The organism is Burkholderia sp. AU4i (genome assembly GCF_000466765.1).
GTDB lineage: Bacteria > Pseudomonadota > Gammaproteobacteria > Burkholderiales > Burkholderiaceae > Burkholderia > Burkholderia cepacia.
In genome coordinates this window covers 47,989-74,381 of the sequence record NZ_ASSI01000060.1, presented here as the reverse complement: position 1 = coordinate 74,381, position 26,393 = coordinate 47,989, and the positions used below count along the sequence as shown (strand labels likewise).

Annotated in this window: 31 protein-coding genes and 1 pseudogene; 29 read left to right on the top strand and 3 right to left on the bottom strand. The window is 59.8% G+C overall.

Annotated elements, in window-relative coordinates:
* Positions 1 to 476: 476 nt before the first annotated feature.
* Positions 477 to 699: pseudogene (locus L810_RS45105) on the bottom strand (AbiEi antitoxin N-terminal domain-containing protein); the annotation flags it as partial.
* 552 nt (positions 700 to 1,251) lie between these two features.
* On the opposite strand from L810_RS45105, the gene L810_RS13375 reads away from it, so the two are divergent.
* The 12 genes from L810_RS13375 to L810_RS13315 all read left to right on the top strand — a co-directional run bounded on the left by L810_RS13375 (position 1,252) and on the right by L810_RS13315 (position 9,988).
* Positions 1,252 to 1,683, top strand: a complete 432-nt coding sequence (locus L810_RS13375; protein ID WP_021158882.1) for a hypothetical protein — start codon at positions 1,252 to 1,254, stop codon at positions 1,681 to 1,683.
* 372 nt (positions 1,684 to 2,055) lie between these two features.
* A complete protein-coding gene (locus L810_RS13370) occupies positions 2,056 to 3,057 on the top strand; it encodes a deazapurine DNA modification protein DpdA family protein (protein ID WP_051392262.1) in 1,002 nt (333 codons plus the stop codon).
* Between the two features lie 68 nt (positions 3,058 to 3,125).
* Entirely contained in the window at positions 3,126 to 3,779 is a 654-nt protein-coding gene (locus L810_RS13365) for a hypothetical protein (RefSeq protein WP_021158880.1), read from the top strand.
* A 69-nt stretch (positions 3,780 to 3,848) separates the two neighbouring features.
* Positions 3,849 to 4,589: a hypothetical protein gene (locus L810_RS49040; protein ID WP_021158879.1), complete on the top strand. Its 741-nt coding sequence runs from the start codon at positions 3,849 to 3,851 to the stop codon at positions 4,587 to 4,589.
* Between the two features lie 220 nt (positions 4,590 to 4,809).
* The gene (locus L810_RS13350) at positions 4,810 to 5,085 is read left to right on the top strand and encodes a DUF4031 domain-containing protein (RefSeq protein WP_021158878.1); all 276 of its coding nucleotides are present in this window, start codon (positions 4,810 to 4,812) and stop codon (positions 5,083 to 5,085) included.
* Positions 5,086 to 5,094: 9 nt separating this feature from the next.
* Positions 5,095 to 5,796, top strand: coding sequence for a hypothetical protein (locus tag L810_RS13345; protein WP_042974412.1), 702 nt, complete (start codon positions 5,095 to 5,097; stop codon positions 5,794 to 5,796).
* Positions 5,797 to 5,966: 170 nt separating this feature from the next.
* Entirely contained in the window at positions 5,967 to 6,428 is a 462-nt protein-coding gene (locus L810_RS13340; protein WP_021158877.1) for a DUF5983 family protein, read from the top strand.
* A 95-nt stretch (positions 6,429 to 6,523) separates the two neighbouring features.
* Positions 6,524 to 6,766, top strand: coding sequence for a hypothetical protein (locus L810_RS13335; RefSeq protein ID WP_042974672.1), 243 nt, complete (start codon positions 6,524 to 6,526; stop codon positions 6,764 to 6,766).
* Between the two features lie 120 nt (positions 6,767 to 6,886).
* Entirely contained in the window at positions 6,887 to 7,234 is a 348-nt protein-coding gene (locus tag L810_RS13330; RefSeq protein ID WP_042974409.1) for a hypothetical protein, read from the top strand.
* 85 nt (positions 7,235 to 7,319) lie between these two features.
* Positions 7,320 to 7,508, top strand: a complete 189-nt coding sequence (locus L810_RS13325) for a hypothetical protein (protein WP_021158875.1) — start codon at positions 7,320 to 7,322, stop codon at positions 7,506 to 7,508.
* A 301-nt stretch (positions 7,509 to 7,809) separates the two neighbouring features.
* Positions 7,810 to 8,028: a hypothetical protein gene (locus L810_RS13320; protein WP_021158873.1), complete on the top strand. Its 219-nt coding sequence runs from the start codon at positions 7,810 to 7,812 to the stop codon at positions 8,026 to 8,028.
* 112 nt (positions 8,029 to 8,140) lie between these two features.
* Positions 8,141 to 9,988, top strand: coding sequence for a hypothetical protein (locus L810_RS13315; protein ID WP_021158872.1), 1,848 nt, complete (start codon positions 8,141 to 8,143; stop codon positions 9,986 to 9,988).
* 62 nt (positions 9,989 to 10,050) lie between these two features.
* Here L810_RS13315 and L810_RS13310 read toward each other — a convergent pair whose 3' ends face one another.
* The gene (locus tag L810_RS13310) at positions 10,051 to 10,440 is read right to left on the bottom strand and encodes an HU family DNA-binding protein (protein WP_021158871.1); all 390 of its coding nucleotides are present in this window, start codon (positions 10,438 to 10,440) and stop codon (positions 10,051 to 10,053) included.
* Positions 10,441 to 10,733: 293 nt separating this feature from the next.
* Between L810_RS13310 and L810_RS13305 the strand changes: the two genes are divergently transcribed.
* The 15 genes from L810_RS13305 to L810_RS13235 all read left to right on the top strand — a co-directional run bounded on the left by L810_RS13305 (position 10,734) and on the right by L810_RS13235 (position 24,589).
* The gene (locus L810_RS13305; RefSeq protein WP_021158870.1) at positions 10,734 to 11,474 is read left to right on the top strand and encodes a phospholipase D-like domain-containing protein; all 741 of its coding nucleotides are present in this window, start codon (positions 10,734 to 10,736) and stop codon (positions 11,472 to 11,474) included.
* A 331-nt stretch (positions 11,475 to 11,805) separates the two neighbouring features.
* The gene (locus tag L810_RS13300) at positions 11,806 to 12,576 is read left to right on the top strand and encodes a hypothetical protein (RefSeq protein WP_042974403.1); all 771 of its coding nucleotides are present in this window, start codon (positions 11,806 to 11,808) and stop codon (positions 12,574 to 12,576) included.
* Positions 12,577 to 12,751: 175 nt separating this feature from the next.
* Complete coding sequence (locus L810_RS13295) at positions 12,752 to 13,264, top strand: hypothetical protein (RefSeq protein ID WP_042974401.1); 513 nt, start codon at positions 12,752 to 12,754, stop codon at positions 13,262 to 13,264.
* Positions 13,254 to 14,045 (top strand): hypothetical protein, encoded by a 792-nt coding sequence (locus tag L810_RS13290; RefSeq protein WP_021158867.1) that lies wholly within the window; start codon positions 13,254 to 13,256, stop codon positions 14,043 to 14,045. The genes L810_RS13295 and L810_RS13290 overlap by 11 nt, the downstream gene beginning before the upstream one ends.
* On the top strand, positions 14,026 to 14,718 hold the full coding sequence (locus L810_RS13285) for a hypothetical protein (protein ID WP_051392234.1): 693 nt from the start codon (positions 14,026 to 14,028) through the stop codon (positions 14,716 to 14,718). Before L810_RS13290 ends, L810_RS13285 begins: the two co-directional genes overlap by 20 nt.
* Before the next feature lie 262 nt (positions 14,719 to 14,980).
* Positions 14,981 to 16,219 (top strand): site-specific DNA-methyltransferase, encoded by a 1,239-nt coding sequence (locus L810_RS13280; RefSeq protein WP_021158865.1) that lies wholly within the window; start codon positions 14,981 to 14,983, stop codon positions 16,217 to 16,219.
* 6 nt (positions 16,220 to 16,225) lie between these two features.
* Positions 16,226 to 18,313, top strand: a complete 2,088-nt coding sequence (locus L810_RS13275) for a putative bifunctional diguanylate cyclase/phosphodiesterase (RefSeq protein ID WP_042974399.1) — start codon at positions 16,226 to 16,228, stop codon at positions 18,311 to 18,313.
* A complete protein-coding gene (locus tag L810_RS13270) occupies positions 18,310 to 19,812 on the top strand; it encodes a 3'-5' exonuclease (RefSeq protein WP_021158863.1) in 1,503 nt (500 codons plus the stop codon). Before L810_RS13275 ends, L810_RS13270 begins: the two co-directional genes overlap by 4 nt.
* Before the next feature lie 150 nt (positions 19,813 to 19,962).
* The gene (locus L810_RS13265) at positions 19,963 to 20,844 is read left to right on the top strand and encodes a DUF5131 family protein (RefSeq protein ID WP_021158862.1); all 882 of its coding nucleotides are present in this window, start codon (positions 19,963 to 19,965) and stop codon (positions 20,842 to 20,844) included.
* Positions 20,845 to 20,874: 30 nt separating this feature from the next.
* The gene (locus L810_RS13260) at positions 20,875 to 21,288 is read left to right on the top strand and encodes a hypothetical protein (protein ID WP_042974398.1); all 414 of its coding nucleotides are present in this window, start codon (positions 20,875 to 20,877) and stop codon (positions 21,286 to 21,288) included.
* 52 nt (positions 21,289 to 21,340) lie between these two features.
* A complete protein-coding gene (locus L810_RS13255) occupies positions 21,341 to 21,619 on the top strand; it encodes a hypothetical protein (RefSeq protein ID WP_155836180.1) in 279 nt (92 codons plus the stop codon).
* A gap of 236 nt (positions 21,620 to 21,855) precedes the next feature.
* Entirely contained in the window at positions 21,856 to 23,025 is a 1,170-nt protein-coding gene (locus L810_RS13250) for a hypothetical protein (RefSeq protein ID WP_021158859.1), read from the top strand.
* Between the two features lie 265 nt (positions 23,026 to 23,290).
* A complete protein-coding gene (locus L810_RS13245; RefSeq protein WP_155836178.1) occupies positions 23,291 to 23,833 on the top strand; it encodes a DUF1643 domain-containing protein in 543 nt (180 codons plus the stop codon).
* Positions 23,833 to 24,261 carry a hypothetical protein gene (locus tag L810_RS43975; protein WP_021158858.1) on the top strand — a complete coding sequence of 143 codons (429 nt, stop codon included), beginning with the start codon at positions 23,833 to 23,835 and terminating at the stop codon, positions 24,259 to 24,261. The genes L810_RS13245 and L810_RS43975 overlap by 1 nt, the downstream gene beginning before the upstream one ends.
* A complete protein-coding gene (locus L810_RS13235) occupies positions 24,248 to 24,589 on the top strand; it encodes a hypothetical protein (RefSeq protein WP_021158857.1) in 342 nt (113 codons plus the stop codon). The genes L810_RS43975 and L810_RS13235 overlap by 14 nt, the downstream gene beginning before the upstream one ends.
* Positions 24,590 to 24,622: 33 nt before the next feature.
* Here the strand turns inward: L810_RS13235 and L810_RS13230 are convergent, their stop codons facing one another.
* Entirely contained in the window at positions 24,623 to 25,021 is a 399-nt protein-coding gene (locus L810_RS13230; RefSeq protein WP_042974390.1) for a hypothetical protein, read from the bottom strand.
* Between the two features lie 222 nt (positions 25,022 to 25,243).
* Between L810_RS13230 and L810_RS13225 the strand changes: the two genes are divergently transcribed.
* Together L810_RS13225 and L810_RS13220 are read left to right on the top strand one after the other, a co-directional pair.
* A complete protein-coding gene (locus L810_RS13225; RefSeq protein ID WP_042974388.1) occupies positions 25,244 to 25,516 on the top strand; it encodes a hypothetical protein in 273 nt (90 codons plus the stop codon).
* Positions 25,517 to 25,639: 123 nt separating this feature from the next.
* Positions 25,640 to 26,377 (top strand): hypothetical protein, encoded by a 738-nt coding sequence (locus L810_RS13220; protein ID WP_042974385.1) that lies wholly within the window; start codon positions 25,640 to 25,642, stop codon positions 26,375 to 26,377.
* The last annotated feature ends 16 nt before the right edge of the window (positions 26,378 to 26,393 follow it).

Below are 26,393 nucleotides of genomic sequence, written 5' to 3'. Positions count from 1 at the left end.
GTTGCAAACTTACGACAGGCAATGGTTCTTGCTTTTCAATTCTCGACATAGGGATTCGAGGCGGCGTGGCGATGGGCACCTCTTGGAAATCTTCGCGAGACTTGATGACGCTCGCAAACTTATTGCGGGCAGACTTCCACCAGAGCATGTCACGCGAAAAGCGCTAGTTGCTGTTGCGCGTGCCGAACTGAACGGTCGATTGCCAGGATGCCATGATGTTGCGATAAAGCGACACCTGTCGACATTGGCTGAGGGGAGGATTGTATTCATTGACCGCCTGATTGACTACTGGCTTGAACGATTGGCCGAAGAGCGAGTTGTCTCAGTGGCGCAGTTTTCCGAGCTGGGCGGGTTTTCTCGCAAGAGACTGACTGCGGCACAGAAGGCTCGCATCGCAAACTGGCTTTCAGATGACTCCCGATAAGGGAAGCCCGCATGTCGGTTCGAAAGACACTGGGCACCAGGATCGCTAGGCGGTGGACCTTACAGATGCCGCGGATGATCACCGTGATCGTGCCGTCTCTGGATGGCGTGTCGCCGGTCAAAAGGTAGACCCCCTGCGAGAGCCGCTGCAGCCAGCCAGACTTGACCATATGCGCCAGCGCGGCGCTTACCCCCCATGTCCCCGAGCATATCGGAGTCAATAGGGTGGCCACGCCGGCTTTCCCGCAGGAGCCGCTGGACTTTCTTGTTGCTCATCTGGGAAAGAATGTCTGCGTTGTCTGGATGCAGAATATGCAGATAATGTTTGATTAACTGCAATTAATTAACGCGTCGCCCCCAATCGGGCCTGGCATGACTTTCCTGTGCGAGGCAGTTTTCTCGCTGGGTCGTATCGCTATTCGAATTTGCCCTACGTCTCCGAACACCGCCTCACACTTGAGTTGATGAATCGGTCCTGCGCCTGAACTCCCGTTGCGAGCGGTACTTCAGCGCGCTATGAGTGTGCTGCCGGTTGTAATGCTAGAACGCGACGGCGAGATTGTGCGCTGCGCCGAGTTCATGATTCGACGCTTTTATTCTGTGCTGCTGGAATGCCCGCCTGCGCCGGAGGCCGCAGACTTTGTGTACGGGAAATCTGACGCTTAGCGTGGCTCGCGAGAAATTCCAGCGGACTTTGTTTTTTCCGCGGCGCTGATTGTGGCGGTGGACGTTACATCGCAGCCGTTATTTCCCGCACACTTTGATGTTCGCCAATAGTACACCGGCAGCGAGACAGCCGGGAAGAAGAATGCCGAGAAGGATCGATTCATGTCGGGCGACACCGACGTGATGATCATGTCCCTGCGCTCCGGCGCCGGCGTCGACGATCTGCAGCATCGCTGCTCCGTCGTGGTCTTCGGCGAACTCGACTGGTCACCGGGTATCCACCAGCAGGTTATCTGGCGGCTTGATCGGGAAGGACAGGAGGATCCGGTTACCGCTTTCTTCCTGGTATCCGAAGAAGGCAGCGATCCTCCGATCATGGACGTGCTCGGGATAAAGGCGAGCGAGGCTCGCCAGATTGTCGATCCGCATCTTGGCGTCGAACGCGTCGACGACGACATGAGCAACGTGATGCGCCTGGTCGAGCGCTACCTCGCGAAGGTGGGGGGCAGGGCGAAGGTAGCCGCTACGGTCGCCACCGAGGACAATCAGCCCCCGTCGTCGATGCCCACAGAGCAGGAAGAACTCTTCAACTGACCGGCGGTTTCCGATAAGGAATTTTCGGGGTCGCGCACGTTGTCCGCGGAAACACCGACGACGCTGGCTGACCAGGTTATGCGGACTTGAGTGCCCTCATCGAGTTTGCTTCCCAGCAGGAATTGCGTGGTCAAATTTCCGCTATAATTCTCACCAGCTTTCCAGCCGGTAGCTGGTCCGTTACCCAGCCAGGCACGTCCCAGTGCCATCTTCACGCCTGCACAGGGCTCCTCTCCGGTACGCCGGCGGGGCTATTCAGCACGTTTTGCGAGTTCAGCACCAGTCGGTGCGCGGATTCGTCATGTCTTTTTTCATTCACCCCACAGGGACGCGTATCCCTATGGGATGTGCTCCCTTCATCAGGAGCACCACATGAAAAGTGACTTCGATCTAGTCCGGTTGCTCGGTCCCACGGGTGTTGTTCCGGACAACCAGATCAACGCATGGCCGCCAGAGGATCTGCAGATGCGAGTAGGGATTCCGCACCGCGGGGGCAAACTCGCCATCCACGCATTCAATAGCGGTTATCCGGTCATGGTTTCCGCCAACGCGTTCTTCAACCATCAGACTGGGCAGTTCGACATCCCGCAGTACTCGCCGTTGCAGGATCTGGATGTCGCGCTAGACAGTGCGGGCTACGTCGCGATGATGAACTTCAAAGCGAAGGGCCGGCAGAACGGCGTCGGGGGTATCTATCCCTGGTCGTACTCACAGTACTTGACGCTGGCCTATCTGTTGCGTCCGCGCTGGTTCAGTGCCATGGACCTTTGTTGCGAACCCCAGGCAACGAATGGTGGCATCGATACCGATTGGCGCATCCGGGCGACGGCTACCATGCTCGAGGCGCTACTGCAGATCATCGAGGCATGGCAGCAGGAATACGCGAGGGACTGTTCGGCGAGTACTGTCGAGAATGATCTTCGCGCTCCGGTCCCGGTCATACAGGGCTGGTCTTCGGAGGAATACGCAAGAAGCCTCGATCTGACGATGGAAGTGTGGGACCGCCACGGCTGGCTCGCACCTCCGGCTCTCATGGGGCTCGGTTCGGTCTGCCGGCGTGATCTTCATCATCCGAAGCACGGGCTCTTCGCAATTCTAGACGGACTGGAATCTCGTCTGCCAAAGGGAACATTTTTGCACTTGTTCGGCGTGAAGGGCGCGGCGCTCGATCGCGTGAAGATGTATCCCTTCGTGGCGTCCTGCGACAGCATGGCGTACGACTACGGTGCCCGTCGGCGTGCTTTTGCGAATGGCATTTCTAACTCGATGGAGCATCGGTCGTCAGAAATGACCAACTGGATGCAGGCGGCCGAAGCTCGCATGCGTCCGCAGGCGGGTGATCAGTTCCGCCTGTCGTTCTTCGAGGCCGCGTAAGCAGCTTCTTTCCCTCACGGGGCACGTTCCCGTGAGGGGCGTGCTCCGACTTTTCAGGAGCATTTGTCATGTCGATCGTCAAATCGCCGTTTGCGCATCAAGTGAACGGCAAGTGGTTTCTCAGCAGCCATGCGGTACCGCAGTCGCAAACCATGCGGGAGTACCAGGTGCAGGTTCGCGGCGCGTACGGCAACTTGCGCGGCGTGAAATTTGCCGAGCTGGGTGTCGACTACGACCACTTCGAGCTTTCGCTGGGAGAACTTTTCCCGCGAAGAAGCGAGAATACCGGCACCGACATGGATCTCGATCTGTGGGCGGCAGCGGAATACGCAATTGGCCGGCCTTTCCATTTCGTGCCGGGTCAGGGTGTTATCTGCAACGGCCACCGTGGTGCAGTCAAGGACATGCAGGGCAATGGCCTTGTCGAGGTTCGCCTTGCATCCGGGCAGGTGTGCGTGAGTGCCGCGTACCCCAACGTGTTTCCCGATCCGCTTGATTTCGTATGGCGTCCCGTCCCTGAGCAGGATAAATTGATCCTCTTCAATCGCACCGGACGCGAGTTCATTGCTCTTCGTCGCAGCAAAGGCAAATGGCTTGCCGAAACTGGCGAAACCTTCCGCAAGCGAGACGAAGCCATGCGAGCAATGGAAGCGTGGGCCCGCAATCGCATTCGAACCGAGTGTGACGAACGTGCATCGCGCGCCACGGCTCGCGCAAACTGATCTTCTTAACCCTGACGGGGCACGCTCCCGTCGGGGGCGTGCTTCGACAAATCTATGGAGCACATGAATATGTCCAAGCAAGTTACTCCGCAGCAACTCGCGGAAATTGTCACGAAACTGCTGACCGGAGATTCGGGCGAGGTGGATAGCCACGAATCGTTCAGCGGCTTCATGACCGATATCGCCAAGGTGGTTTGCGACTACTGTGGTGGCGAGGTAGTGACGGAGGCGGCGCCGCTGGACGATGTCTGGTACGTCCCGATCCGTGGCAATGAATGTCTGCCGGATGCATTCGGCGGTATCTGGCGCGAATGCGATCCGGAAGGTCAGTTGTTTGACCAGCCGGAAGAATCAGGTCGGGCCGTGGAAGCCACGCCCGCGCCGATTCTGACTGTGCCTGTCGGCGTCAGCCAGCGCAGCACGTTCGCGACCGATGGCTATCGCGATGCGAAGGCAGGACTGCCAGCCAGCGCGCCGGCCGGAGACCCGGTCTGCGTTGTCGAGTACCTCGCGGGTTATCGTGAGGCAAAGCGCGAGCTCGCCCAAGTCGAATTCGAGAAGTACGATTTCGGCGATGGTGTCTCTGTGCATGGGCACGATCTATGGGAAACCGGCGACGACGCCGATTTCACCAAGATCGCGTATCTCGAGTATCCGGAGGATGGCCAAGACACCGACCTGCACAAGGTGACGTTCCATGTTCGCTTCAACGCGAACGGAACTATCACCGAGGCGTATGCCCTGGAGGTCGCGTCTGGCAACCTGATCGGTGTCCGTGCGGTCCGCGAAGAATCGATCGCATCGGTCTAACGAGGTAGTTGACAACTACGCTTGTGTGTACCACGCCCGCCGCGGCTCCCTTTTGGGAGTCAGGCGGGCGTTTTTATTGGTGCGCCAGGATCCGTACTGGGCGAAAGCACTATCGCTTGGCGCCTGTTTCGGGAAGGCTCAGGGGAGTTGATCCCTCTACACTCTGAGGCTTCGGCCGCAGTCGTCGATGGCGGCGCGGGACCTGACAGGGAGAGATCTGATGGCCGTGTACGTCGACGATGCGGCAATCGTGTGGAAGGGGAAGCCGCGCTTTCATCTGTCTGCGGATTCGGTCGATGAACTGCATGGGTTCGCGCAGGCTGTCGGGATAAATCGGTGCTGGTATCACGCGGGCGCAAGACATCCGCACTACGACATCACCGAGCCGCAGCGGGCCACAGCCATTTCAAACGGCGCGATCGCCGTGTCGCAGCGGGAATTGATGCAGGTAGCACGGCGAATCAATCGAAATTCTGTTTCGGGTAACGCCCGGTAAGGACCATTCATGGATGTCACCACGATCGCGCTTCGTCTGTTCCAGAGCCAGGCGCAGATTCTCAAGGCTATCAATGCGAGCGCGATATATGGGCATGAGCGGCTGATGGCCATGCTCAGTACGGGGGTCAAGGTGGCTGACTGGCTGGAGCACGATGCCGGGGGCATGCTTGCGTTAGACCATGCCGCAGAGGTGCGACGCAGCCTCCGCCAGTCCATCGAGATGACAAGCGAGAATCTCGAATGGATTGGGGGGACTCTACGAGCCAATGGCCGGTGGTCATTGCCGGACGGTGATTTCGTGCGAAAGCTGATGGCGGATATCGATTCGGTTTCGACCTTTCCGTCGCCAGGAGCCAATCCGGACATGGAGGTGCTGTTCAGGTTGGTCTGGGCGCAGGCGCTGACAATCGAAAAGCTGGATCATCTCGCTTGCGCTGTTCAATCCGATGCACAAGGGGAGCGTAAGCACCTCGTGCTCACGGCATTCGAAATTGCCGAGTGCATCGAAGGGAACTGCAGGCGGGCGCTAGAGGGCGCTCGCCTAGGCGATCAGAAGCGGAGCTGGGCAGTCAGCATTGACGCATTGCGCAATGTCTATGCGCGGGAGGTTCCCACATTGCGCGAAGGGCCGGGGGGGACGCCGAGCGATGCAGATCTGATCCTGATGCTTGCAGATTGCGTACGTGAGACGACGGGGGCCTCGGCCTGATAGTTCCTGTCAGGAAATTCGGCTATACTCAAAGCCGATCCTTGATCCGGTAGCTGGCCGCACTCAGCCTAACAGGCCAGGAATGGCTTTCTTCACGCCGGTCCGGCGTTATCCCTCGCGGGGCATTCTGCCCTGCGGGCCGTCTGCTCCGCCTTACCCAGGAGCAGAACATGTCCAACCCCGTTTTGATTTCCCGCGAACTGCTGCGGTCACTGATCACCATGTCGAAGGATCAGGTGCAGGGTCACGTCGGCGCTTCCGGAGATCTCGGTCTTCCGGCAAGGAAGAGCGCGATCGCTGCAGCGGAAATCCTGTACGATCAGTCGGAGATTGCATTCTCGGATCTCAACGTCTGCCCGAGAATCGCGACGAACCACATCATGCGCGAAACGAACGATCTCCTGCAGTCCCAGGGTGACAACAACCCTTGGTGCTACTGCGGGGAATACCAGTTCGGTTTCTTCCTGTCCGTCCCATCCGATGGGGCAGCTGAGGAGTTCGCGAGCCAGGGCTACCCGGTGCCCCCGGATCTTCGGGCCTTGTGGGCATGGGCGCGGGAACGCAGTTTCAGCTGGATTCAGCTCGACGCCGAGGGCTCAGATGTGGATGGACTGACGGCGTACGACTGGTAACCACGAAACGCAGGGGCTTGCGGGAGCGCTCGACATGAGTAGAGTCGAACGCGTTCGCAAGCCATGTGAGCAACTTTTTCTTTGAGAGGAAAGTGATGAAGCAAGCAAAGTTCGGGAAGGCTCTGGCAATCGCGTTCGCTCTGAGCGTGCCCATGACGGTCGTACATGCCGAAGGCTGCATGAAGGGCGCGGTCGCTGGCGCGGTGGTTGGCCACGTCGCCGGTCACCACGCGATTCTCGGTGCGATGGCAGGTTGCGCGGTCGGTCGCCACATGGCAAAGAAGGAGCGTGAGCAGCGCGCGATGCGTGAAGCACACTACAACACCAACCGTCAGTAGGGCACCTGATTCCGCGATCCGTAGTGTGACGCCGTTGGCACGAGACGTCAGTTCTTTTACCCGGAGGGGCGTATTCCCTTCGGGAGTGCGCTTCTCCTCATTTCGACGAGGAGTAGCAAAATGCATGTTCAGTTGCAAGATGCGGCGGTTCAGGCTGCGATCATCGGGGGGTTTTTCACCCTGACATCGGCTGTGATCGCTGCGGTGGCCGCGGCTGTGATCGGCAAGCGGTTCGACAATCAGCGCAAGCTGAAGTTTCTGCTGGACCGCGCTGTCCGCGATCTTGCTTTCGCCCTTGCGGTTGAAGACGAGCATTGCGCGATGCATGTCCAGGAGCGCGGTGAGTCGTTCAAGAAACGCGTTAGAGACAAAGTCCGGGAATCCGGCCTGGAGTGGTCGGGTGACTTCACGCCGGGCCGGGCCCGACACATGATCGCGCGATACGCGCAACGAAGTAACGTAGAGTAATTTCGACCGGCTTGAGTCGGTCAGATGCCTGGGCGCCGCTGTATAGCGCCCAGGTATCACCCCTCAATCCAATCCATCGCCCATCATGAATACTGCCGAGAAAATCCAGCAGCTTCTCGACTCACCCAGCACGTCGTACTGGCTGAAGAGCGCGCTCCGGGCGCTGCTCGAACGCGACCCGCTGGATGCTGCCAGCGATGCCGAGGTGCTAGCCGAGGTGATGGGGGCACGGATGAACGAAATCCTGTCCAAAGCCCAACCGGGACGCGCGTGAGCTTGACAATACCGGTTGCTTCCTAGCTGGAAATCTGCGGTACACTATGACCTGATCCTTGATCCGGTAGCTAGACCGTCACCTAGCCAATGGCCGATCCGCCCGGATCATGGCCGTCATCGTTGGTCGTTCTGACCGGTTGCCGCTGGCAGCCAGATTTTCCCCAGTTGGTTACTTCTACGTGCATCCCATGCGGGAGAAGGACGCATCAGCGTTCGGCATCGACAAGTAACCGTTTTTACCCACGCGGGTTGCAGTCTCCGCGAGGGGATTGCTCCTCGCATCTCTCAGGAGCATTAGCATGACTGTTTCTCAAACGACGTTCCCGCTGTACATCCGTTGCGCTCTCGAGGCGTTCGCGCTGTCGGGCGCACGCACGAAGGCACGTTTGCGCGAGTTGCTGGACTTCTATTTCCGGTCCGCCGGCGAGCCGCTCGGTCGCGAGCGTTCGGCGGTGGAGGATACGGCGATGTCGTTCGCAAGTAGCTACTGGAATCTGGGGGCGGCAGAAGGTTTCTGATCGCTGCAACCAGACATCGAAGGTCACCGGTTTCACGGCCTCGATCATTCATCTATCCCTGCGGGAAACACTTCCGCAGGGGAGTGTTCTCTCGCATCTACCGGAGAACACCATGTTTGACGAAATACTCGCGAAGATGGAAATCGTCATCGCGATCCTAATGCAGAAGATCGCAGCAGGTCACGTATTGCAGTGCGGTTATAGCGGTGGGAAGGACTCGACTTGCGTCGCACTGCTTATGATTGAGGCTGTGCGCCGTTCGAAGATGGCCGGCGTTCCGCAAGCCCGGCACTACATCGCGACGTCGGATACGCAGATCGAGAACCCGTCGCTGTCCAACCACCTTCACATCGCACTCGAAGAAATGAGTGCGTTCTGCGAGGACCACGAGCTGGACGTAGAGGTTCATGTCGCAAAACCTTCGCTCAGCGCGCAGTTCGTCGTTTCTCACATCGGTCGGGGAACGCTGATCCGCACACCGGAGAATGGCATAAAGAAGGACAAGGCGAGCGGAGAAAGCAAGACTGCACGCGCGTGCGCCTCCGATTGGAAATTGGTCCCACTCGGTCGTCTTCGTGCATTGCTTGAGCGCGAAGCCGCTGGATTCGGATACCGCGAAACCATTGTGCTGTTGGGTACGCGCTTTTCCGAGAGCCCTGTTCGATCGGCGCTGATGTCTCAGCGTCAGGAATCCCATCTGGAAGCAACGCGGCATAAGGATGGTTACCTGACTCTCTCGTGCATCGCCGACTGGGATCTCTCAGACGTGTGGGACATGGTGTCGATGTTTTCGGATGTGCGTTTCATTCCGTTTGCCTCGCCACTGTCGATTCGCACGATTCAGCGCATGATCGATCTCTACCGGGCCGGTAACGAAGGTACCTGTGGCGTGACGATCGGCGATGGGGGAAACAAGTCGGCGTGCGGCAGTCGATTCGGCTGTGCGTTCTGTTGCGTGACAGGCGAGCGGGACAAGTCGATGGAGTCGATGATCCAGGAAACCGAGCACGCGCATCTGGCTGGGCTCAATCGGTTCCGGAACTATCTGCTTGCAACGCAATGGGACATGTCGAAGCGCGAACTGGTTGGTCGCAAGATCAGTGCGGCCGGCTATACGAGGGTGCAACCCGACGTGTATTCGTACCAGCACCGAGTAGATTTGCTGAAGTATCTATTGACGCTCGATGTGCTGGAACAGGAACGTGCCGAGCAGCATCAGGCCAATCTTGCCGAAGGCGTAATCGAAGATACTGAAAGCAATCGTGAGCTGTGCGAGGTGCAGTTCCAGTTCGTGACGCCGCAGCAGATCGTGGCGGTCGACTTCTTCCTGTCGATGCATCACTACGCGCCGCATGCATTTCCGGCCCTCTCTGTCTGGCACGACGTGTACACGCTCGGGCGTCGCTATTATGTCCCGGTCGTCGAAACGAAGCACAAGGTACCAATCCCGCTTCACGGATGGTACCGGGTGGGGAAGTACGATGCTGAGGCGCCGGTAGACGGTCTTCGGGACTACCTGGCCGAGCAGTGGAATCGCTATCTCCATCCCGACCGTGTTTCCTCGTACGCCGTGACCACCAATGGTGAGCGCGTCGCGTATTTCGAGGAATGCGATCAGATGGAGGTCGACGCGGAAGAGGCTTGTGCGTTTGTGACCTGTACGTTTGATACCCGTTTCATGCTGGAGAGCCAGGTGTACCCTGCAATGTATTCAGCCCGCTTCTGGCTGAATGAAGGGATTCTCAAGCTGCCGGCTGGAATGGCTCAACGCTATCAGGAGATGGCCAAGCGTGGGCAGTACTTCGCCCGCTTGGCAGAGCGGCTGAACCTGACGCCTCGCGAACTGGATGATCACCTCATCCGGAACGCGATCAGCGACAAGGAGCACGATGCGCTGCTGAACGACGAGAAGAACGATATCTGGGATCTCCAGATGAACCTGTTCGGCGAAGCTGCCTGATCGATCGAAGCCCGCCCATCCGATTCGGATGCGGCGGGCTTTTTTTTGCGACGGAGAAGCGGTCAGGCGGCCGCGTCCTTCAGCTTCTTGAGCGCGCGAGCCTTGATCCGCACGGTCGCTGGCTTGGCCGGGAACCAGCGTTCTTCACCCGTGAACGGATCCTTGCCGAAACGTTTCTTTTTCGCCGGAACCTGCTGGACCGTAATCTTCAACAGACCGGACAAGGTGAATTCGCCGGCGCCCTTCTTGTGCACGGTGCCGAGGATGGTCGCCTCAAGCGCCGCGAGTGTCACTTTCGCGACCTTCGGCTCGACTCCGGCCTGTTGTGCGACGTACGCTGCGAGCGATGCCTTCGTGAACTTTTCCTTCACCGGGCCGGCCGGTTTCGCGGCGGGCTTCGCCCCGTTGGTTGCCACGGATGTCTTCTTCGCGACTTTTTTTGCGGTTGCCATTCTGGAGGGTTCTCCTGTCGTTGAGATGCGGTCGGGCGAAATGCCCGCGCGAATTGATTCTAGCGCCGGAGAAATCGCAATCCACCTCTACAGTCACTTATTTCGAACGGGACGTTGTGCACAAACATCGAATTTTCCCGGGAGGATTGATGAAGGAGCCAACGAGTAGTGGCTGCCGTGCGAAAATCGTTTCCGGATAGGAAGTACATAGAAGGCGCGACACGCCCCCTAGAATCAGATTGGTCGGGCAGTACGATTCACGCATCAACCGGGGGAAACCCAAAGGACCATCCATGAAAAAAGTGCTCGTCTATCTCGCCGTGGCTACCGCGCCGATGTTTGCCCACGCTGGCCTGCTCGACTCGGCGCTCGAGGACATTGGCGTCTGGCACCACTCCGACACGTCTTCGCAGGCGGCCAGTAAGTTCGGCCCGAACGATGGCCACGAATACAGGAGGCCGTATTCGCATGAGCACGGCGGCGTCCGCAAGACCGGCTACGGCCGTAGTGGCGACGATAACGGGAACGAGGACCAGGCGGCGCGCAATGCGCCCCATCATCGCGCCGTGATGTACCAGGCGGCCGGTACGGTAGAGCTCGGCTTCTCGCCGAACCGCGGTGCAATGGACGTCGTGATCGACGTGATCAACAGTTCCACCAGCACTCTGGATGTCGCGGCCTACGAGTTCACGAACAAGCGCTACGAGAACGCGGTGCTTGCGGCGATTCGGCGCGGTGTGAACGTGCGCATCGTGGTCGACGCGAAGGAAAACCTCAACAATCCGAAGTCGATAGCCGGTCCGTTGGCGCAGGCCGGCGCGAAAGTGCGCTATGTCGACGACGCGCCGCTCATGCACGACAAGTACACGATCGCCGACCGCGACACCGCGGAAACGGGCTCGCTGAATTATACGGTCCGCGCCGAGAAGTACAGCCACGAGAACGCACGCGCAGACTGGCACAACCGAGAGGTCGCTGCGTATTACGAATCCGACTTTGAATACATGTGGGAAAACGCGCACCCGTGGCGCTGAACTGCACGAGCGTGGTGCTCCGACAGCAGGTCGAGCGGACGGCCCGAGTCGGGTGGCCGGACGCATGAGAAAGGCGCTGAAGCCTTGTCAACCGGACCCTTCAGCGCCGCCCCAAGGATCAAAAGCGAGTCTGTCAGTATACTTCCTGTCAGGAATTTAACTCGTGCTATAGTGACTGCTGATCCAACGGTAGCTGGACCGAATCCAGCCTATGTGGCCTCTGCGGAGGGCACTGTCTACTTTACCGCTTGCCGGTAACTTTCAATTCAACCCATGTGGGGCTCGCAGCCCGGCATGGGCTCTTGCTCCACGACACCTTAGGAGCAAGAAAATGACCCACGTGAAGAACGGCTTCGGAACGGACGTTACTGCCGCATTCCGCGCGGTTGCAGAACAGGCTGCTGGTGCGTTTTGGCAGCAAGTCATGCTCGGCTTTCCCGAAGTCACCACAGGCGATTCGCTTTTGTCCGGGGAGGACGAGGGCGCCATGTATCTCTGGCTGACCGGCAACGTTGGTGACTATCCTCAAAACGAGTGCATCGACAAGGCTCCCTCTTGTGTCGAGGCTGCTCGCGTCGATTCGGTTGTCGAAACAAGTCTGCAGGCCGCCGCGGCGGTGCTCAAGCAATCCAATCCCGAGTTGACAGAGGTTCCCGATTCGGTGCGATCGCTACTGGCGAGTTGTGTTCGCCATCAGCTTCGATGGAACTATCCGACCGGTGACGAGGTTGCTGGGCACAAGCAAGCTCTCCAAGCCAAGGGTTTCCAGGTTGAAGGATCGGGCGAATCCAATGCGGAATCCGATCGTCCTGCGAATGAGTTTGCCGATACCGGCGGACTGTATTCGAGTGGTGATCAGTCACGGCCTTGCGGTGCGTCATCCGAGCCGCTGGTGCGCGATCGTGTAGATATGGCGACCTGGAAGGATCTGGATCCCGAAGTCGCTGATCTCCCTGTCAGTACGCACGTAGGTGGCGTCGTGTCCGAGCTGCTCACGCGGTTGCAGGGCATCATCCAGACACAAACGGAAATGGAGTCCGAGTTCATCCAGCAGTTGAAGGAAATCGGCCGGCGCCAGTCCGAAATCTGGTTGTTCGGCTAACCGCCGACGAAGCGCCACGCTTTCGCGTGGTGGCTCACGAGTTCAGTCAAGTCAGTTTGCGAGTCACGCCCGCCATCCCTTCGTATGGGACGGCGGGCCTTTTTTTTGAGGATGGCGGCATCCAAAACTGTCTGGAAGCCCTTGTTTTCACGCACGGCCGCTTCAGAATCGACGCATGGACATTCAGTTTGCCCCCGAACGCCAGCACCCTGTCAGGCCAGCCGCAGACAGTAGCCGAGAGCAGGGTGCTACACGGCGTCAGCCGATCTCCTCGGCGCATAAAAAGGTCTTCAAGATTGAGGATCGAACATTGACGGCTCGCGTGCATACGCCGACATGGGCGGCCCTGGGTTGGCCGCTTCATGTTGCGGTCACACTCGACCTTGGCGAGATGAAGGTGTTCCGCTCGTCCGTGAGGCTTGGTGATGCGACAGTTGACGATTTCGATGCTATTTGCTCGTCAGTGCGGCTGGTGCCGTGCTGCAAGTGCGGGACGGTCACGTATGGTGCTGCAGCTTACGAGGGGGTTGGAGACGAAGTGTGCATGCTATGCATCTGCAAGGATGCGATAGACCCTGGTTTGCTGATGGGATTGCGGCCCATCGACCAAAAGGAATACGACAAACGGTTGCTGGCTAGGATCACCGCCAACAATCGTAAAGAATCGGGAGAAGCCAGTGAGCGATAGAAATCATCTGAAAGGGCGGCGCCGTCCCGAGAGCGAGCCGGGCCAAGGCGACGATGCGTTCCGGAAGGGCATGCGCGTCGAGTTCAGGGCATATTTCAGTGGCGTCGAAGCCGGCACGCGTGGAGTGATTCGGCGGGTCGATGAATACCGGATCTCGGTCGAAGTCGGTGATCGCCGCGTCAACGTACCGCCCAAGCTGAAGCACGACGTGCTGCGTGCCGTCGATGAGAGCGAAAGCTCGCAGACCACGGTCGTCATGTCGCTGCGATGCCCAGCGTGCATGGCGTGGCACGTCGATTCGCCGGGTTGTGAGCCGGGCCCGCACAAGACGCACCGTTGCCGCGTGTGCGATTACGAGTGGACACCGCGCGAGTTTGCGACGCATGGAACCGACGCGGCTTCGTACAGTGACGTTCTCCTGGCGCGTGTGATTCGCAAGACGCTTGACAAGGTTGCGCCAGACGAAGGTCTCGAAGTGCAGGAGCAGGACGTCGAGATGTTCCGTACCTTCCTCGACCTGCTGGAGGAGGAGGCTCATCTTCGAATGCGAGCGCGAATCGACGGATTGTGCGACGCATCGCGTATCATCGATGCCGTCGTACAGCACAATGAAAGCCAGTCAGCGGTGATGCTGGCCGAGGCGGCCTTGCTGTTCAAAAGCGCGATCGCAAAAAACCGTCATGGCAAGCCTGCGATTCTCCGGCCAGGTGAGGTCGATGACGTGCAGCACACGGATGCGGGCGGCGAGGAGACTTCGGAGGATGGTGACGGTGCTGTTTGAACTGAGCGACAAGGACGCCGCGGCGGGCAGCGCCTCGTGCGGGCCGGTCCTGGCCGGTCGCGAAAAGCCCCCGGCCCGCGTGTCCCGCTCGGAGGCAGCAGCACAGCCCTCGCACGTCAGCCCATATGATGCGCTGACTGCGGCGTTGCTCAATCTCTACGAAGAGGTCAGCTCGAGCAACCGGAAGCGGATGCGGCGCGGCGGCGCCCCGGAGCACGCTGCCTCGGTCGCGGCCATCGAGCGAGTGCTGGTTCCCGATTTGTTGTCGGAGGCCATTACGCTCGATGCCGGCTGCCGTGTGCGCGTCAGGATGGACATGACTTTCAGGCCGCGATCTGCGTTGAACGCTTCGCGTGGTCGACTCGGTACCGTGCTAACCGTTGCCGAAGACGGAGAGGTAACCGTCAAGCTCGATCCGACGGGCGACCGAAGTGCGGAAGTACTCAAGTACCAACGGCTCGCGCTGCTTCCTGTCGTGGACGTCAACGGTGATGTGCTGCGCGCGGCGGATGCGATTCGCCCGAGCGAGGCACAGATGGTGGCCATGATGCAGGCGTTGATTGCCGAACTGGGTGCGGGTCGCGTAAATCCTGACATGGCGCGGCGCATCCTCATTGCGGCGAACGTCGCACTCAATCAGAACCCTGCCGCCGGCGTCGTCACGCGAAACTGACGCGGGGCAGACACCCTCATTGCTTCGCGCCGGGAAACAATCAAACCCCAATTTCCGTTTCGCTGGATCTTCTCTTTACGAGGGAAAGGACCGGCGAATACGCACTATTTCGAAGTGGTTCCAGATAGGAATTTCTGGCCCAATCGGCGTGTTGCGGGGTAAAGCGCCCCGTTATCAGAAGACCTAGAAATACGCCATGACCCGGGCATGCTGAGGTTGTCGACGCCAAGACGTGCGTCTTTCCCTCGAGTGATTTCAAGCGATGCAACTGGACCTCTTCTCTCACGCCGCGAGTGCTTACGCCGACGCCCCCAACGGACGGCTGACGAACGCCGAGTTCTACCAGGCGGTGGCCGAGCGCGCGAACATCGACCCTGGCGAGCTCCAGAAGAAGGGGGTAATCGGCCGGGACGGCAAGGAGTATCTGACGCTCGCGCATGTGCTGCGCTGGCGACAGCAGGACCTCAAGCGCATGGGAGTCATCGAGCGGGTCGCAGGCAAGCGCGGCATCTGGCAACTGACCGCGTCGGCCGGTCGCAAGATGGACGAGGCTGGACGTGCGGTTCGTCTCATCGCGTTTTCGACCAAACTGGGCGTCGCGATCTTCGGTGATTGCCGGGATGCGTTTGCCGGGCTCGACGAGCCGATCCACCTGATTTTCACGTCGCCGCCGTTTCTTCTGGCCAAGCCACGAGCATACGGGAATCCGGCGACACTGCAGGAATACATCGACTTCATCTGCTCCGCGCTCGGCCCCCTCATGCTGCATATGGCGGCGGGTGCTTCACTGGTCATCAATCTGTCGAACGACTCGTTCGTGCAAGGCAAGCCTGCACGCTCGACGTATCTCGAACGCCTCGTTTGCGCGCTCGAAGATCGTCTCGGTCTTGTTCTCATGGATCGCGTGATCTGGAAGTCTGGGAAGGCACCGGGTCCCACACAGTGGGCGTGCAAACATCCGATCCAGCTTCGAACCGGTTACGAGTTCTGCTACTGGTTTTGCAACGACCCGGAGAAGGTCCGATCGAACAATCGGCGCGTGTTGCTGCCGCACACAGACCGGCACATCAAGCTGATGACGAGCGGCGGCATCCAGCACTCGGCGTCGTATGGAGACGGCTCGCAGGTTCATCGGCCCGGGCAGTACGGCACGCTAACCGAAGGGCGCCTGCCGACCAACGTCATTGAGATCGGTACCGGCTGCGCGGACACGCGCGCATATCGCCGGCGAGCGAACGAGCTCGGACTCCCGTTGCATGGGGCGATGATGCCGACCCGCGTGCCCGACTTCTTTATCCGCTTCCTGACGGAACCCGGCGATCTCGTGGTCGATACGTTCGGCGGAACTGGGAAGACAGCGCTGGCGGCCGAACGCTTGGGCCGGCGTTGGGCAATGGCCGAAAAGATGTTGCAGTACATCCGTGGTTCCGCAACGCACTTCGAGCAGTTCGAAGGCTTCCAGATGAGTCCCGCTTTGGAAGAGGTTCGATATGCCGCATAAGGACTGATGGTGATCGGTACGCAAAATGCCCTCCTCGTCGCGATGTCGATGGTCGTTGCCGCCTTCTCGTCCTACACGGCACTGGACATTAGCGGCCGAATCCGGGCGGCGCGAGACCGCGCCACCAGGATTCGATGGCTGGCTGTCGGCACATTTGCGTTCGCGACAGGACTTTGGGCGTCGCAGTTCATCGGCATGCTAGCGTACTCGCTTCCGTTTCCAGTCGGTTATAGCGAGTGGATAACCGCCCAGTCGTTCCTCGTAGCGTTGGGGATCGCAGGTTTGACGCTCGAGGTATCAACCCGGCCGTATCAGACCCGGCGCCTGATCACTATGACCGGGCTTGCGACAGGCCTCGGGATTTCCGTGGTCAGCTTTCTTGGAGTTCAGTCGCTAAGGATCGAGCCGCACGTCGAATTTTCCAAGGTGGTGTTTGTCTGTGCGGTCATTGTGGCCATCGCTGCCACGACAGCAGCACTATCGGCCCGTATTCGGCTGGTAGGAGCGGGGCCCCACCTGTCGATAGTCCGCCGCGCCATTGCCAGCATTCTGATCGGCACCGCAATCGGTGGCAGTCACTACATCGCGCTATGCGCCGTCAAGGTCTCGCCGAACGCTGCCTCTCGTGCGATTCACGCTTTCCAACCGGATCGCAGCGGATATGCCGTCATCATTATCTCCATCTTTGTTGTCTTCCTCACGTTGGCGCTTTCGATCCTCGAGTTCCGGCATGAGCGCGAACGCATGAACCTGACGTCCTCACTGGACGAAGCCCGCCGGCGGCTGAGAATTCTCGCGTTATTCGACGATCTGACGTCTCTGCCGAACCGGGGAAACATATACCGCAGGGTGCAGAGCGAGATCGACAAAGCGCGTGTCAAGGATTCCAATCTGCATGTGCTCTACATCAACATCGACTCGTTCAAGGTGTTCAACGAATCGTACGGGTTCGCGCTGGGCGACAGCCTACTTCGTGAACTTGGCGCCAGGCTGATCACCGTAGCGCCCCCAGGCTGTGCGGTCGGCAGAATCGGGGGCGACGAGTTCGCGATTGCAGTGCCGGACTCAACTTCGGAACACGTTTTCGAATTCGCGCGGAAGCTCGTGGCGCATGCTCGACAGGGAATTCACCTCGATACGGGCGACGTCCTCCGGGTCACGTTATCGATCGGGGTCGCGGTTGGGCCGATGGACGGCGATACGGCCGATGTCCTGCTCAAGAATGCAGGTCGGGCGATGTCCGCTGCGAAATCGGCGGGCGGCAACGCTTATCGGATCTATAGCCAGGACATGCAGGCGAGCCCCCTTCGCCGCTTGCAGATCCAACATGCGCTTCAGGACGCTCTTGAGAGTGACGGATTCCGGCTGCATTTCCAGCCGAAGTTCGGAGGCGACGGTCGGTCCATCGAGGGCGCTGAAGCGCTGATCCGGTGGACGCATCAAGACCTCGGTGTTGTTCCTCCGCTTGAATTCATTCCGGTTGCGGAGAGCGTGGGCCTCATCAACCAGATCGGGAACTGGGTCGTCGAGCAGGCCTGCATTCAAATCCGGGAATGGGACCGGGAAGGCTTACCGCCGGTTCGCCTTGCGGTGAACCTGTCGCCCCAGCAACTAAAGCAGCAGGGGCTGGTCCAGGCGGTCAAGAGCATCGTGGAGAACCATGGGCTTGACGCGAACAGGCTCATGTTCGAGATCACAGAAACGGTGGCGATGGAGGTCGCAGAGGAAACTTCGGCAAGCATTCGGGAGTTTCAGGCGGCTGGGTTCGATATTGCCATCGACGATTTCGGTACCGGCTATTCGAGCCTCGCGTACTTGCAGCGATTCCGTGCGCGGCAGCTGAAAATAGACCGCTTTTTCACACGCGGGTTGGACGATCACGGCGACGAGGGATACGCGATTGTCTCTGCCATCATCGGGCTGGCCCACACGCTAAAAATGCAGGTTGTGGCCGAGGGTGTCGAGACGCGAAGCCAGTTGGAAAAGCTTCGCGAGCTCCGGTGCGACCAGGTTCAGGGATACCTGCTCGGCAAGCCGATGGATGCCAAAGCGTTCAAGTCGTTTCTCCGCAATCACGTGCCCGAACCGGCATGATGAAACTCAAGCCTACTTTGGAACAGGGTGCGGCCATTGACCTCTCCATGACTGGCGCATCATTCAAGGTCATTGCCCGGGCGGGGTCGGGCAAGACGTCCTTGCTGAACATGATCGCGACGACCAAGGGCAAGGCCCGTGGCGTCTACCTGGTATTCGGTCGGGAGAACGCCGCGGAGGCCCGGCAAAAGCTGCCCAAGTCCGTAACGTGCAGCACATTCCATGCACTCGCATACCGGAGCCTGCCGCCGAGCATCACGGGCAAGATCAACAACACGACCGAAACGATCGAGCTGCTCGGCGTCCGGATGGGTTTCAAGCCGATTGTCGTGCCGAACATCATGGGGCGCTTGGTCGAGTTGACCGGATATCACCTCGCGCAGATGGTGAACGATGCGGTAGCCCGATTTTGCAAGTCTGCTGATCTCGCCCCATCCCAGCGACATCTGGACTGGAATCCGGTGATCGTGCCGGAGGCGATGGAGCAGGTGCAGCACGAATTGATGCCGTACGTGCAGGCGCTGTGGGCCGAGTTCCAGAGCCCGACGAGCCCCTATCGGATCAATCACGACGTATATCTCAAGATCTGGCAATTGTCCGAACCGGAGATCGAAGCACGATACATCCTGCTCGACGAGGCTCAGGACAGCGATGACGTGATGTTGTCGATTCTCGGAGGCCAGTACCACGCGCAGGTCATCTATGCCGGAGATCCGCACCAGCAGATCATGGAGTTTCGAGGCAGCGTCGACGCGATGCAGCGTGTCGAAGCGCCGGAGACGTGGCTCACCGAATCTTTCCGGTTCGGAAAGAGCATTGCCGACGTGTCGTCCTTGGTGCTTAGAAAGCTGGGCGAGACGACGCCGATCCGAGGGCAGGATTCGATCCACTCGGTCGTGATCGACGAGACGCCCGACCTCGATATCCCCGTGAAAGCCGTCCTATGCCGCACGAATGCAACAGCCGTCGCACAGATGGCCGACGAACTGCGCGCGGGGCGGCGGGTCGCGCTACGGGCCAACATCTCCGAGATCCGGAGTTTCTGTGAGGCGGCGCGTCAGCTCATGTGCGGCGTGTCGCCGGATTCGCCGAAGTCGCTGGCGTTGTTCCGCGACTGGATGGAGGTCCAGGACTACGCCGAGAGCTTCGCGGGCCGGGAGATCGCTCCCTACGTGAAACTGATCGACGACCACGGCCCGGATCTGCTCGAGGAGATGGTTCGAGCGTCCGTGCCGGATCGGCATGCGGACATCACGATCAGCACGGCGCACAAGGCGAAGGGGCTGGAGTTCGATTCCGTCCGCGTTGAAGGGGATTTCAAATTCTACGTTGACAAGGAAACCAACCGGATCGAGCTGACAGAAGAAGAGACGCGCTTGCTGTACGTAGCGATGACACGGGCCCGGCTATGGCTCGACATCTCGCCGCTGGCTGGGAACCTCAAGATGATGCTGGCGGATGCCCGGATCATTGAATCCCCGGAGGAGTGCCTGATGTAGCGGTTCTCAACAGTAGACGTGCCGGCGGAAACACCCCCTGAATGCGGATTCTATTCAGCTTTCTGGCCCGCCGGGGTTCTGTTCAACTTCGGGTCAGCGAAGGAGCGCGTCGATTAGGCGCGCGGGCGCGAAAAGATAGGCGAGGCGGGCATGGCAATCGAAACGGGCATTTCCTATGTGAAATCCAGCTTGAATGGCTGGATCGGCTGCACGCAGATCAGTCCGGGCTGCGATGCGTGCTACGCAATGGCCGGCGATCTCCGGTTTCATGGCGGGAAACACTGGGGGCCAGGCGCACCACGGCACCGCACGGCGTTGTCGAACTGGAAGAAGGCGGACTCATGGAACCGGCAGGCGGCCGCCGCGGGTAGCTTCTGGCCGGTGTTCTGGAACACGCAGGCGGACATGTTCGACAACGAAGTGCCGGACGAGTGGCGAGCCGATGCGTGGAGCCTGTTCGCACGCACGCCGAATCTGACGTGGTTGCTGGTAACGAAGCGGATCGGGAATGCAAAGCGCATGCTGCCGCCGGATTGGGGCACGGGCTATCCGAACGTCTGGATCATCTCGACGGTTGTGAACCAAGAGGAGGCCGAGCGTGACGTCCCGAAACTTGCCGATCTGGAAACGGTTGTCAAGGGGATCAGTCACGGACCGGGCCTCGGAGCTCTCGACCTGTCCTTCCAGATTGGAAGCGGGCAGCACGCGGGCAAGCGGGCAATCGACATGCTCGACTGGATCATCACCGAAGGGGAGAGTCGCCAAGGCCGTAAGCCCCGCGAATACAAGCTGGAATGGGCCGAGTCTCTGGCGGAGCAGGCGAGCGAGGCTGGCGTTCCGTTCTTCATGAAGCAGATGGGGCATTTCCCGACGCGGGCCGGCGAACGGGTCAAGTTCACGGGCAAGGGGGTTGACGTCGGACAGTGGCCGAAGGCGCTTCAGCGCCAGGAGTTCCCGCAAGGGAAGATCCTCGTCGTGGAACCGGAGCGTGCGCCCCGTGCCGTGCTTCCGATTATCCCGATCGCGGCATGATCGGCTAAGCCATTCGAGTTCTGAATTCAGATGGAGAAACAAGCGGTGCTGCAGGTGGGCGGAAGCCTCAACGATAAGGGCGGAACCCAGCGTACCGTCAGAACGGCGGTTAGCTGGCTGATTCCGTTAGCTATCGGGGTGGGAATTGCCATGTGGCTCTTTCACCAGGTCCAGTTCGAGCAACAGGCCGACGGCGTGATGTCTCCGGCGGTGGCCTTTGATTTGGGCTTGATTCGGCCAGATCAGGTGGGTCATGTCGGGCAGGTCTGGTTCGTCCGGGCACAGGAGGGCTGGTTTCAATACCGCGCGGTCTACCGTGGCCTCAAGGGCAAGGAAGGCGTGATCCGCGCCGGCACGCACGTGGATCTGGGCAAGTTGTGCGCAAAGATGTCACCGACGGATTGCAGGCTGCTGCATCCGCGTTCCCCACAGTTTGAACAGTGATCGGGCGCCCGAAAAGGCGGCCAGTAGATAGACCGATTTGTTGGAGTACGAGATGGATATGTCGTTACTACACTATTCCCGGATGGATATTGGGGTCGAGATCATCGCCAGCTTGGCTCTTGTAGCGAGTTACTTCTTGTACCGGCAACAGTACCGGCTGGTGTGGCTGGTCGTATTTCTCGCCATGTCCGCGTACTACACCTACGTCAGCAACGTGCCAATGCGGGCGATCCTCACGGGCATTTTCGCGCTCTATCAGGGCATCCGGATCGGCCGCGCCGATCTGAAGGCGAAAAAGATGAAGGGTGCTCCGAGAACATGGCCGAGGTAGGCGTCGCGACGCGAGCCAGGGTGGACTCTTACCTTTTCCTGACAGGAATTAAAGAATCAAGGAAAACAGCCGATAAGGTACCAGTTGAAATTCGGATGAGGGATTCCGACGAGCTAGGCCACAAGGCCGCGCTGGAGTTCTATGTCCTCACATGCGATGCCCGCGTTTAAGGGGGCTAGAAACCGCGGTCTGACCTGAGATACTGAACTCAGTTGGACTTCAAACCCGGAGAGAACATGAACATGAAGAAGAACCTGATTTTGGCTTCGTTGATTGCTTCTGCGGCCCTGGCTGCGTGCGGTGGCGGCGGTGGTGGCGGCAGCTCGAGCGGCGCGGCCCCCGCAAGCGGCGCGAGCTCGACGCCGGCAGCGCAGGTTCCGTTGAACCCGTACACCAATCAGCAAGCGCCCGGCGCGTCGACCACGACGGTCACCGGCCAAGTGTACAACAGCGGTGTGACGAGCGGCGCGACCGTGGCCGCATATCTGGTGAACGCGGACGGCTCGAACGGCGCGCTCATTGGCACTGCAACGACCGGCACGGACGGCACGTTCAGCATGACGCTGAATCAGGCGCCGTATGCGACGGCTAGTTATGTCCGCTTCGTGGCAACGGGCGGCACGTTCACCTCGACGGCCGACAAGACGACTCAGACGAACGGTTCGCTGGAACTCGTGACGCCGTACATCACGACGGCCTTCGACAACTTCGTGATCACGCCGCTCAGCCATGTGGCTTCGCAGCGCATGACGCAGGTGGCTTCGACGGGCGGCACGCTGGCGCACGCCTACACGAGCGCTGCAGGCATGGTGCTGCCGCTGATCGGGTTCAGCGACTCGATTCTCCCGCAGGACACGAATACGGCGGGCGTTGACTACCTCGCGCTGGTGCCGGGCTCGTCGGGCGACACGCTGAACGCCTACGCAGACGCTTTGAACGCCGTCGAAGCCTACGGTGTCAAATACGATCTGCCGTCGTCGGTGGTCGAGCAAGTGCTCTCGCAGAGTCAACTGACCGGCCAAGCATCGACGACGCTGCCGAACGGTACGGCCATTAACATCGGCCAGTGGCAGAGTGGCACGTTCAACACGTCGGCTACGTACACGCTGGCTACGCTGGAAGCGGCGAACGCGAACGTGCCGCCGTATGCGGACATGCACCAGTTTATGCTGTGGGAGTACGGTCACGCGGACTGCGCGAGCGGCAACTACACGCCGTATTTCACGCGCTTCCCGCTGGCACCGGGTGAGCCCAACCTCTTCACGTCGGGCGGCGCCTGCACGGCCTACAACGGCTACGTGTCGAACATCGACGCCAAGGTGTCGACGAACCAGCGAAGCCTCGCGCTCGTCACGGGGCCGGGCTACGTGCCGCAAACGACGCCTGTAGTCGGCGCGGGTCAGTAATCGGCCCGTCGATGTATTAAGAGTCGTACGCAATCCCCGGCCTTTTCCCCCGGGGATTTTTTCTTGCATCGCGCCGAACTCGCAGGATCGGCTTACCTATACGTCGAAATCGACGCCCACATTTGGGGGCAGCAACGATGCCCTATGTTCAGCATCGGCGCCCCCCTGAGCGGAGCCATCGGCTAGAATGCTTCCTATCAAGAAGTGAGGAACCGAAGGTAATCGGAACCGCTACAGCGCACCTCCCAAGGCCATGAAACCATCTATGGAAGTCGAGATCCCGGATTGGGTCGAGGAAAACGCCCATTTTTCGGACCCACAACATCGGGTCTGGTTGCGGCGTCGACTCGCCATGTTCGGAGTCCCGGTCGGATTCATCCTCCACAACCCCAGCCGGGCCGGGTTTGTCGCGAACGACCCAACCGTGCGCCGCGGTATTTCGTTCGCGGCCTGCGTCGGGGCTAGCGACCTGATCTTCGTGAACGCGGCGACTGGCATTGCTACTGATGCGGACAACCTGGCAGCAATGGATGATCCGATCGGTCCGATGGCCGACGAAGCGCTGCGCGTCGCCGCAGAATTTTGTCTGTCCCGTGGTGGCATGCTGATCGCGGCGTGGGGTACGCCAAAAGGGAAGGCAAAGACGCGTCGCCTCATGGACGCACGGTTCCGGGATATTCTCCGGCTCGGCCTGCCACTCCATTTGCTGCGGCTGACTGAAAGCGGCTATCCGGAACATCCGCTGCGTCTTCCGGGTGATCTACGGCCGCAACCCTGGGAATACCTAATGCCCGGCGTGGAGCAATGATGGTTACGAGCAAGCTATCGAATATCGCGAAGGCGACCCGCGAGCAGTGTTTCAGCACGCCGGCGCAAAGTCTGCGCACGCTATGCTGCCTCGTCAGCGTGTTCATCCTAGGGATCGCGCTTGGCACGATCGAGGGCAGTGTGGTGGTCGTTACATTCTGCATGCTGCTTGTCATGGCGATCGTGCAGGGTATGTCGAGTGAAGAAAGCCCGCTTCTCGGTCCCATTGCGGCCGTTGCGTTCGGGGGCGGCGGCGCGATTGGCCTGGTCGTCGTGGCATGCGCGGCTCAACAGCCGGTGGATCGCTTTGGTTGGTTCGCCGCGGCGGGTGGCGGCGTGGTGGGCGCTATCTGGTGGGTCATGCTGACGTCGAAGTGGATCTGGCGTCTGGTCTCGAACAACGATGGAGGCAGTGGTGGATCTGATTGAACTGAAAAAGGGGGCCGCGAACGTTGCCCTTCAATTCCGCAACGGGAACCGCGTCGATTTTACTGTTGGTGAGCCGGTCGCACTTAACTTCGTCGAAGTGTGGCGCGAGGACCCTGATGGTCTGATGAAGCTCCTGCAAAAGGCCGTGCCGGTCTATCTCGAGGCGGAAGCGACGCGTCGGGCATCGGGGCTGATCGCCCAGCTGATGCTTGATAAGTCCCACCCGAATCTGATGGATCTCTACCGGACGCTTCATGCCGATCCTGAATTTGCCGCGTTCGCCAACGCGATGCTTCAGGGATTCGTGCCGGGCAGACACGCCGACTGAAAGTTAGTTTGGCCTAGCTAGCGAAGTGGCCGATCAGGCCGCTTGCTGCATTTTGTTGTCTTGTCCGCTGTTCACATCTCCCTGCATGATGCGCCGCTGGATTTCTTGCTGAGACAGGAGAATGTCCTCGGTCGGCGCCGTTGCGATCTGAGCGTCCAGCACCGCAATTGCTGTGCATGAGGCGTCGAGAGGTTCGTCACTCATGCGCCAGTTCCCGCGGCGTGGGCCACTGTCCAGCCAGCCCACAAAAGCCTCCTGAGCCTCTTTCACATTTTCGATCAGATGCGGGAAATGTCCCCGTTCGCAGAGGATTAGAGCGAGGTTCAGCGCATCCGCGACGATCTCCACTTCGTTTCTTCGCCCGGTACCCCGCTTGATCTGGTCGAGTGCAATGTGCCAGGCGGTAGCGATCGAGATTCGCTCCTGAGACATAGGAAAGGATCCGATGATCGGGGCGAGTGCCCGAGACGCCGTCGGTGGTGTCCGTTTCCGGCCGATTCCGCGTTTTTTCATCCGAGTGGTGAGCCGGCCGCACAACGCGGTATGGCGCTGAAAGTTCCTGTAGGAAATCATTCTACGAGCGAACCAATCTTCTGTCTAAACCTCTCCAGACCTATGCCGATATCACGTCTAGTCTGGACTTCTCATATCTACATGGACGTTCTATACGCAGCGAGCTTCAACTTCATGCCGACGGATAATCTTGGCAAGAAAATTGAGGGAGTGCCGACGCAGGTGCGTGCCTTCACGGTTACCGGCGCGACGCGCCAGAGCTGGATATTGGAAGGCGGGTTGAAGGTCAGGAAGAAGCACATGGTGCTTGAACTGAATGAGTTCAGCACCGGGCTTTTCCGATCGCTCGATGCGGCGTGCCGCTCGCTCCAAGTACGCGGGAATAACTCCGGGACCGAAAGAGTACGCGGTTAGGCCACGTCTTGCGCTATCTCGCGCTCCGCGATCGCTGTCCAATGGAAGGCGATTGTTTAGAGCCAATAGCGGCACGTACCGAGGATCTCAATGCCCGTTCGGGAACAACCGTCCAATCTCCCCATGTCTTCGTTGCCGACGCTCGAGAAAGCGCTGCACTTCGGGCGCATGACGCGGCTGGATACCACGCGGGTGCGCGCTGCGCTCGCAATGGCTGACCGTACCAACGTGGTCGACGTCCGGCGTGTGACGACGATGGTGCTTGGCCGTGTCAGCCAGTACTACGACGTGGTGGGCTACTGCGCTCCGCGTGCTTCCTTCTCGAAGAGTGAATCCGAACTGCCCCGTGCGATAGCAGCCGACTCCGAGGCCATCGCGTCCAACGGCGTTCGTCCCATGCATGCGCGGCGTGGCCTCGATACCGATCTGACAGAGGAGAACGTCGAACGACTGTGGAAGTTCGCGGGGATGATCTCGCTCAACCTGGCATTCAACATGGGAGAGTGGGAGATCACACGATGTGCGCCCGAGTCAGCCGCGATCGTTTCGGTCGCGACAAAGTTCGCTTACCGGATCTGCCAGTCGCCCGAATGGACCGGGTCACCCTGGGTCAATATTCGGCGCCGGATCGGCTCGCCGGCAGTCCGCCGGATCCTGAAATCGGCCAGAGCGGCAATTGCCGACCGCTGGCTCGTGATTCACCCTCAGACCGGGCACCCGATCCTCATGGAAGAGCAGGAATATCGGGATGCAGAGCCCAGCCTTCGCGCGAGAGCTCGCCAGTTCGACACGGAACTGGGCGTGTCACCTCCCGTGAGCGTGATCGATCAGGCGATCGATGAGGTAGCCGAGGCCGCTTGAGGCGAGATCACTCTTC

Excerpts from the sequence above, each read along its gene's own strand:
- L810_RS13375 (WP_021158882.1), top strand. The coding sequence starts at position 1,252 with ATGTCGGGCGACACCGACGTGATGATCATGTCCCTGCGCTCCGGCGCC.
- L810_RS13370 (WP_051392262.1), top strand. The coding sequence starts at position 2,056 with ATGAAAAGTGACTTCGATCTAGTCCGGTTGCTCGGTCCCACGGGTGTT.
- L810_RS13365 (WP_021158880.1), top strand. The coding sequence starts at position 3,126 with ATGTCGATCGTCAAATCGCCGTTTGCGCATCAAGTGAACGGCAAGTGG.
- L810_RS49040 (WP_021158879.1), top strand. The coding sequence starts at position 3,849 with ATGTCCAAGCAAGTTACTCCGCAGCAACTCGCGGAAATTGTCACGAAA.
- L810_RS13350 (WP_021158878.1), top strand. The coding sequence starts at position 4,810 with ATGGCCGTGTACGTCGACGATGCGGCAATCGTGTGGAAGGGGAAGCCG.
- L810_RS13345 (WP_042974412.1), top strand. The coding sequence starts at position 5,095 with ATGGATGTCACCACGATCGCGCTTCGTCTGTTCCAGAGCCAGGCGCAG.
- L810_RS13340 (WP_021158877.1), top strand. The coding sequence starts at position 5,967 with ATGTCCAACCCCGTTTTGATTTCCCGCGAACTGCTGCGGTCACTGATC.
- L810_RS13335 (WP_042974672.1), top strand. The coding sequence starts at position 6,524 with ATGAAGCAAGCAAAGTTCGGGAAGGCTCTGGCAATCGCGTTCGCTCTG.
- L810_RS13330 (WP_042974409.1), top strand. The coding sequence starts at position 6,887 with ATGCATGTTCAGTTGCAAGATGCGGCGGTTCAGGCTGCGATCATCGGG.
- L810_RS13325 (WP_021158875.1), top strand. The coding sequence starts at position 7,320 with ATGAATACTGCCGAGAAAATCCAGCAGCTTCTCGACTCACCCAGCACG.
- L810_RS13320 (WP_021158873.1), top strand. The coding sequence starts at position 7,810 with ATGACTGTTTCTCAAACGACGTTCCCGCTGTACATCCGTTGCGCTCTC.
- L810_RS13315 (WP_021158872.1), top strand. The coding sequence starts at position 8,141 with ATGTTTGACGAAATACTCGCGAAGATGGAAATCGTCATCGCGATCCTA.
- L810_RS13310 (WP_021158871.1), bottom strand. The coding sequence starts at position 10,440 with ATGGCAACCGCAAAAAAAGTCGCGAAGAAGACATCCGTGGCAACCAAC.
- L810_RS13305 (WP_021158870.1), top strand. The coding sequence starts at position 10,734 with ATGAAAAAAGTGCTCGTCTATCTCGCCGTGGCTACCGCGCCGATGTTT.
- L810_RS13300 (WP_042974403.1), top strand. The coding sequence starts at position 11,806 with ATGACCCACGTGAAGAACGGCTTCGGAACGGACGTTACTGCCGCATTC.
- L810_RS13295 (WP_042974401.1), top strand. The coding sequence starts at position 12,752 with ATGGACATTCAGTTTGCCCCCGAACGCCAGCACCCTGTCAGGCCAGCC.
- L810_RS13285 (WP_051392234.1), top strand. The coding sequence starts at position 14,026 with ATGGTGACGGTGCTGTTTGAACTGAGCGACAAGGACGCCGCGGCGGGC.
- L810_RS13280 (WP_021158865.1), top strand. The coding sequence starts at position 14,981 with ATGCAACTGGACCTCTTCTCTCACGCCGCGAGTGCTTACGCCGACGCC.
- L810_RS13275 (WP_042974399.1), top strand. The coding sequence starts at position 16,226 with ATGGTGATCGGTACGCAAAATGCCCTCCTCGTCGCGATGTCGATGGTC.
- L810_RS13270 (WP_021158863.1), top strand. The coding sequence starts at position 18,310 with ATGATGAAACTCAAGCCTACTTTGGAACAGGGTGCGGCCATTGACCTC.
- L810_RS13265 (WP_021158862.1), top strand. The coding sequence starts at position 19,963 with ATGGCAATCGAAACGGGCATTTCCTATGTGAAATCCAGCTTGAATGGC.
- L810_RS13260 (WP_042974398.1), top strand. The coding sequence starts at position 20,875 with ATGGAGAAACAAGCGGTGCTGCAGGTGGGCGGAAGCCTCAACGATAAG.
- L810_RS13255 (WP_155836180.1), top strand. The coding sequence starts at position 21,341 with ATGGATATGTCGTTACTACACTATTCCCGGATGGATATTGGGGTCGAG.
- L810_RS13250 (WP_021158859.1), top strand. The coding sequence starts at position 21,856 with ATGAACATGAAGAAGAACCTGATTTTGGCTTCGTTGATTGCTTCTGCG.
- L810_RS13245 (WP_155836178.1), top strand. The coding sequence starts at position 23,291 with ATGGAAGTCGAGATCCCGGATTGGGTCGAGGAAAACGCCCATTTTTCG.
- L810_RS43975 (WP_021158858.1), top strand. The coding sequence starts at position 23,833 with ATGGTTACGAGCAAGCTATCGAATATCGCGAAGGCGACCCGCGAGCAG.
- L810_RS13230 (WP_042974390.1), bottom strand. The coding sequence starts at position 25,021 with ATGTCTCAGGAGCGAATCTCGATCGCTACCGCCTGGCACATTGCACTC.
- L810_RS13225 (WP_042974388.1), top strand. The coding sequence starts at position 25,244 with ATGGACGTTCTATACGCAGCGAGCTTCAACTTCATGCCGACGGATAAT.
- L810_RS13220 (WP_042974385.1), top strand. The coding sequence starts at position 25,640 with ATGTCTTCGTTGCCGACGCTCGAGAAAGCGCTGCACTTCGGGCGCATG.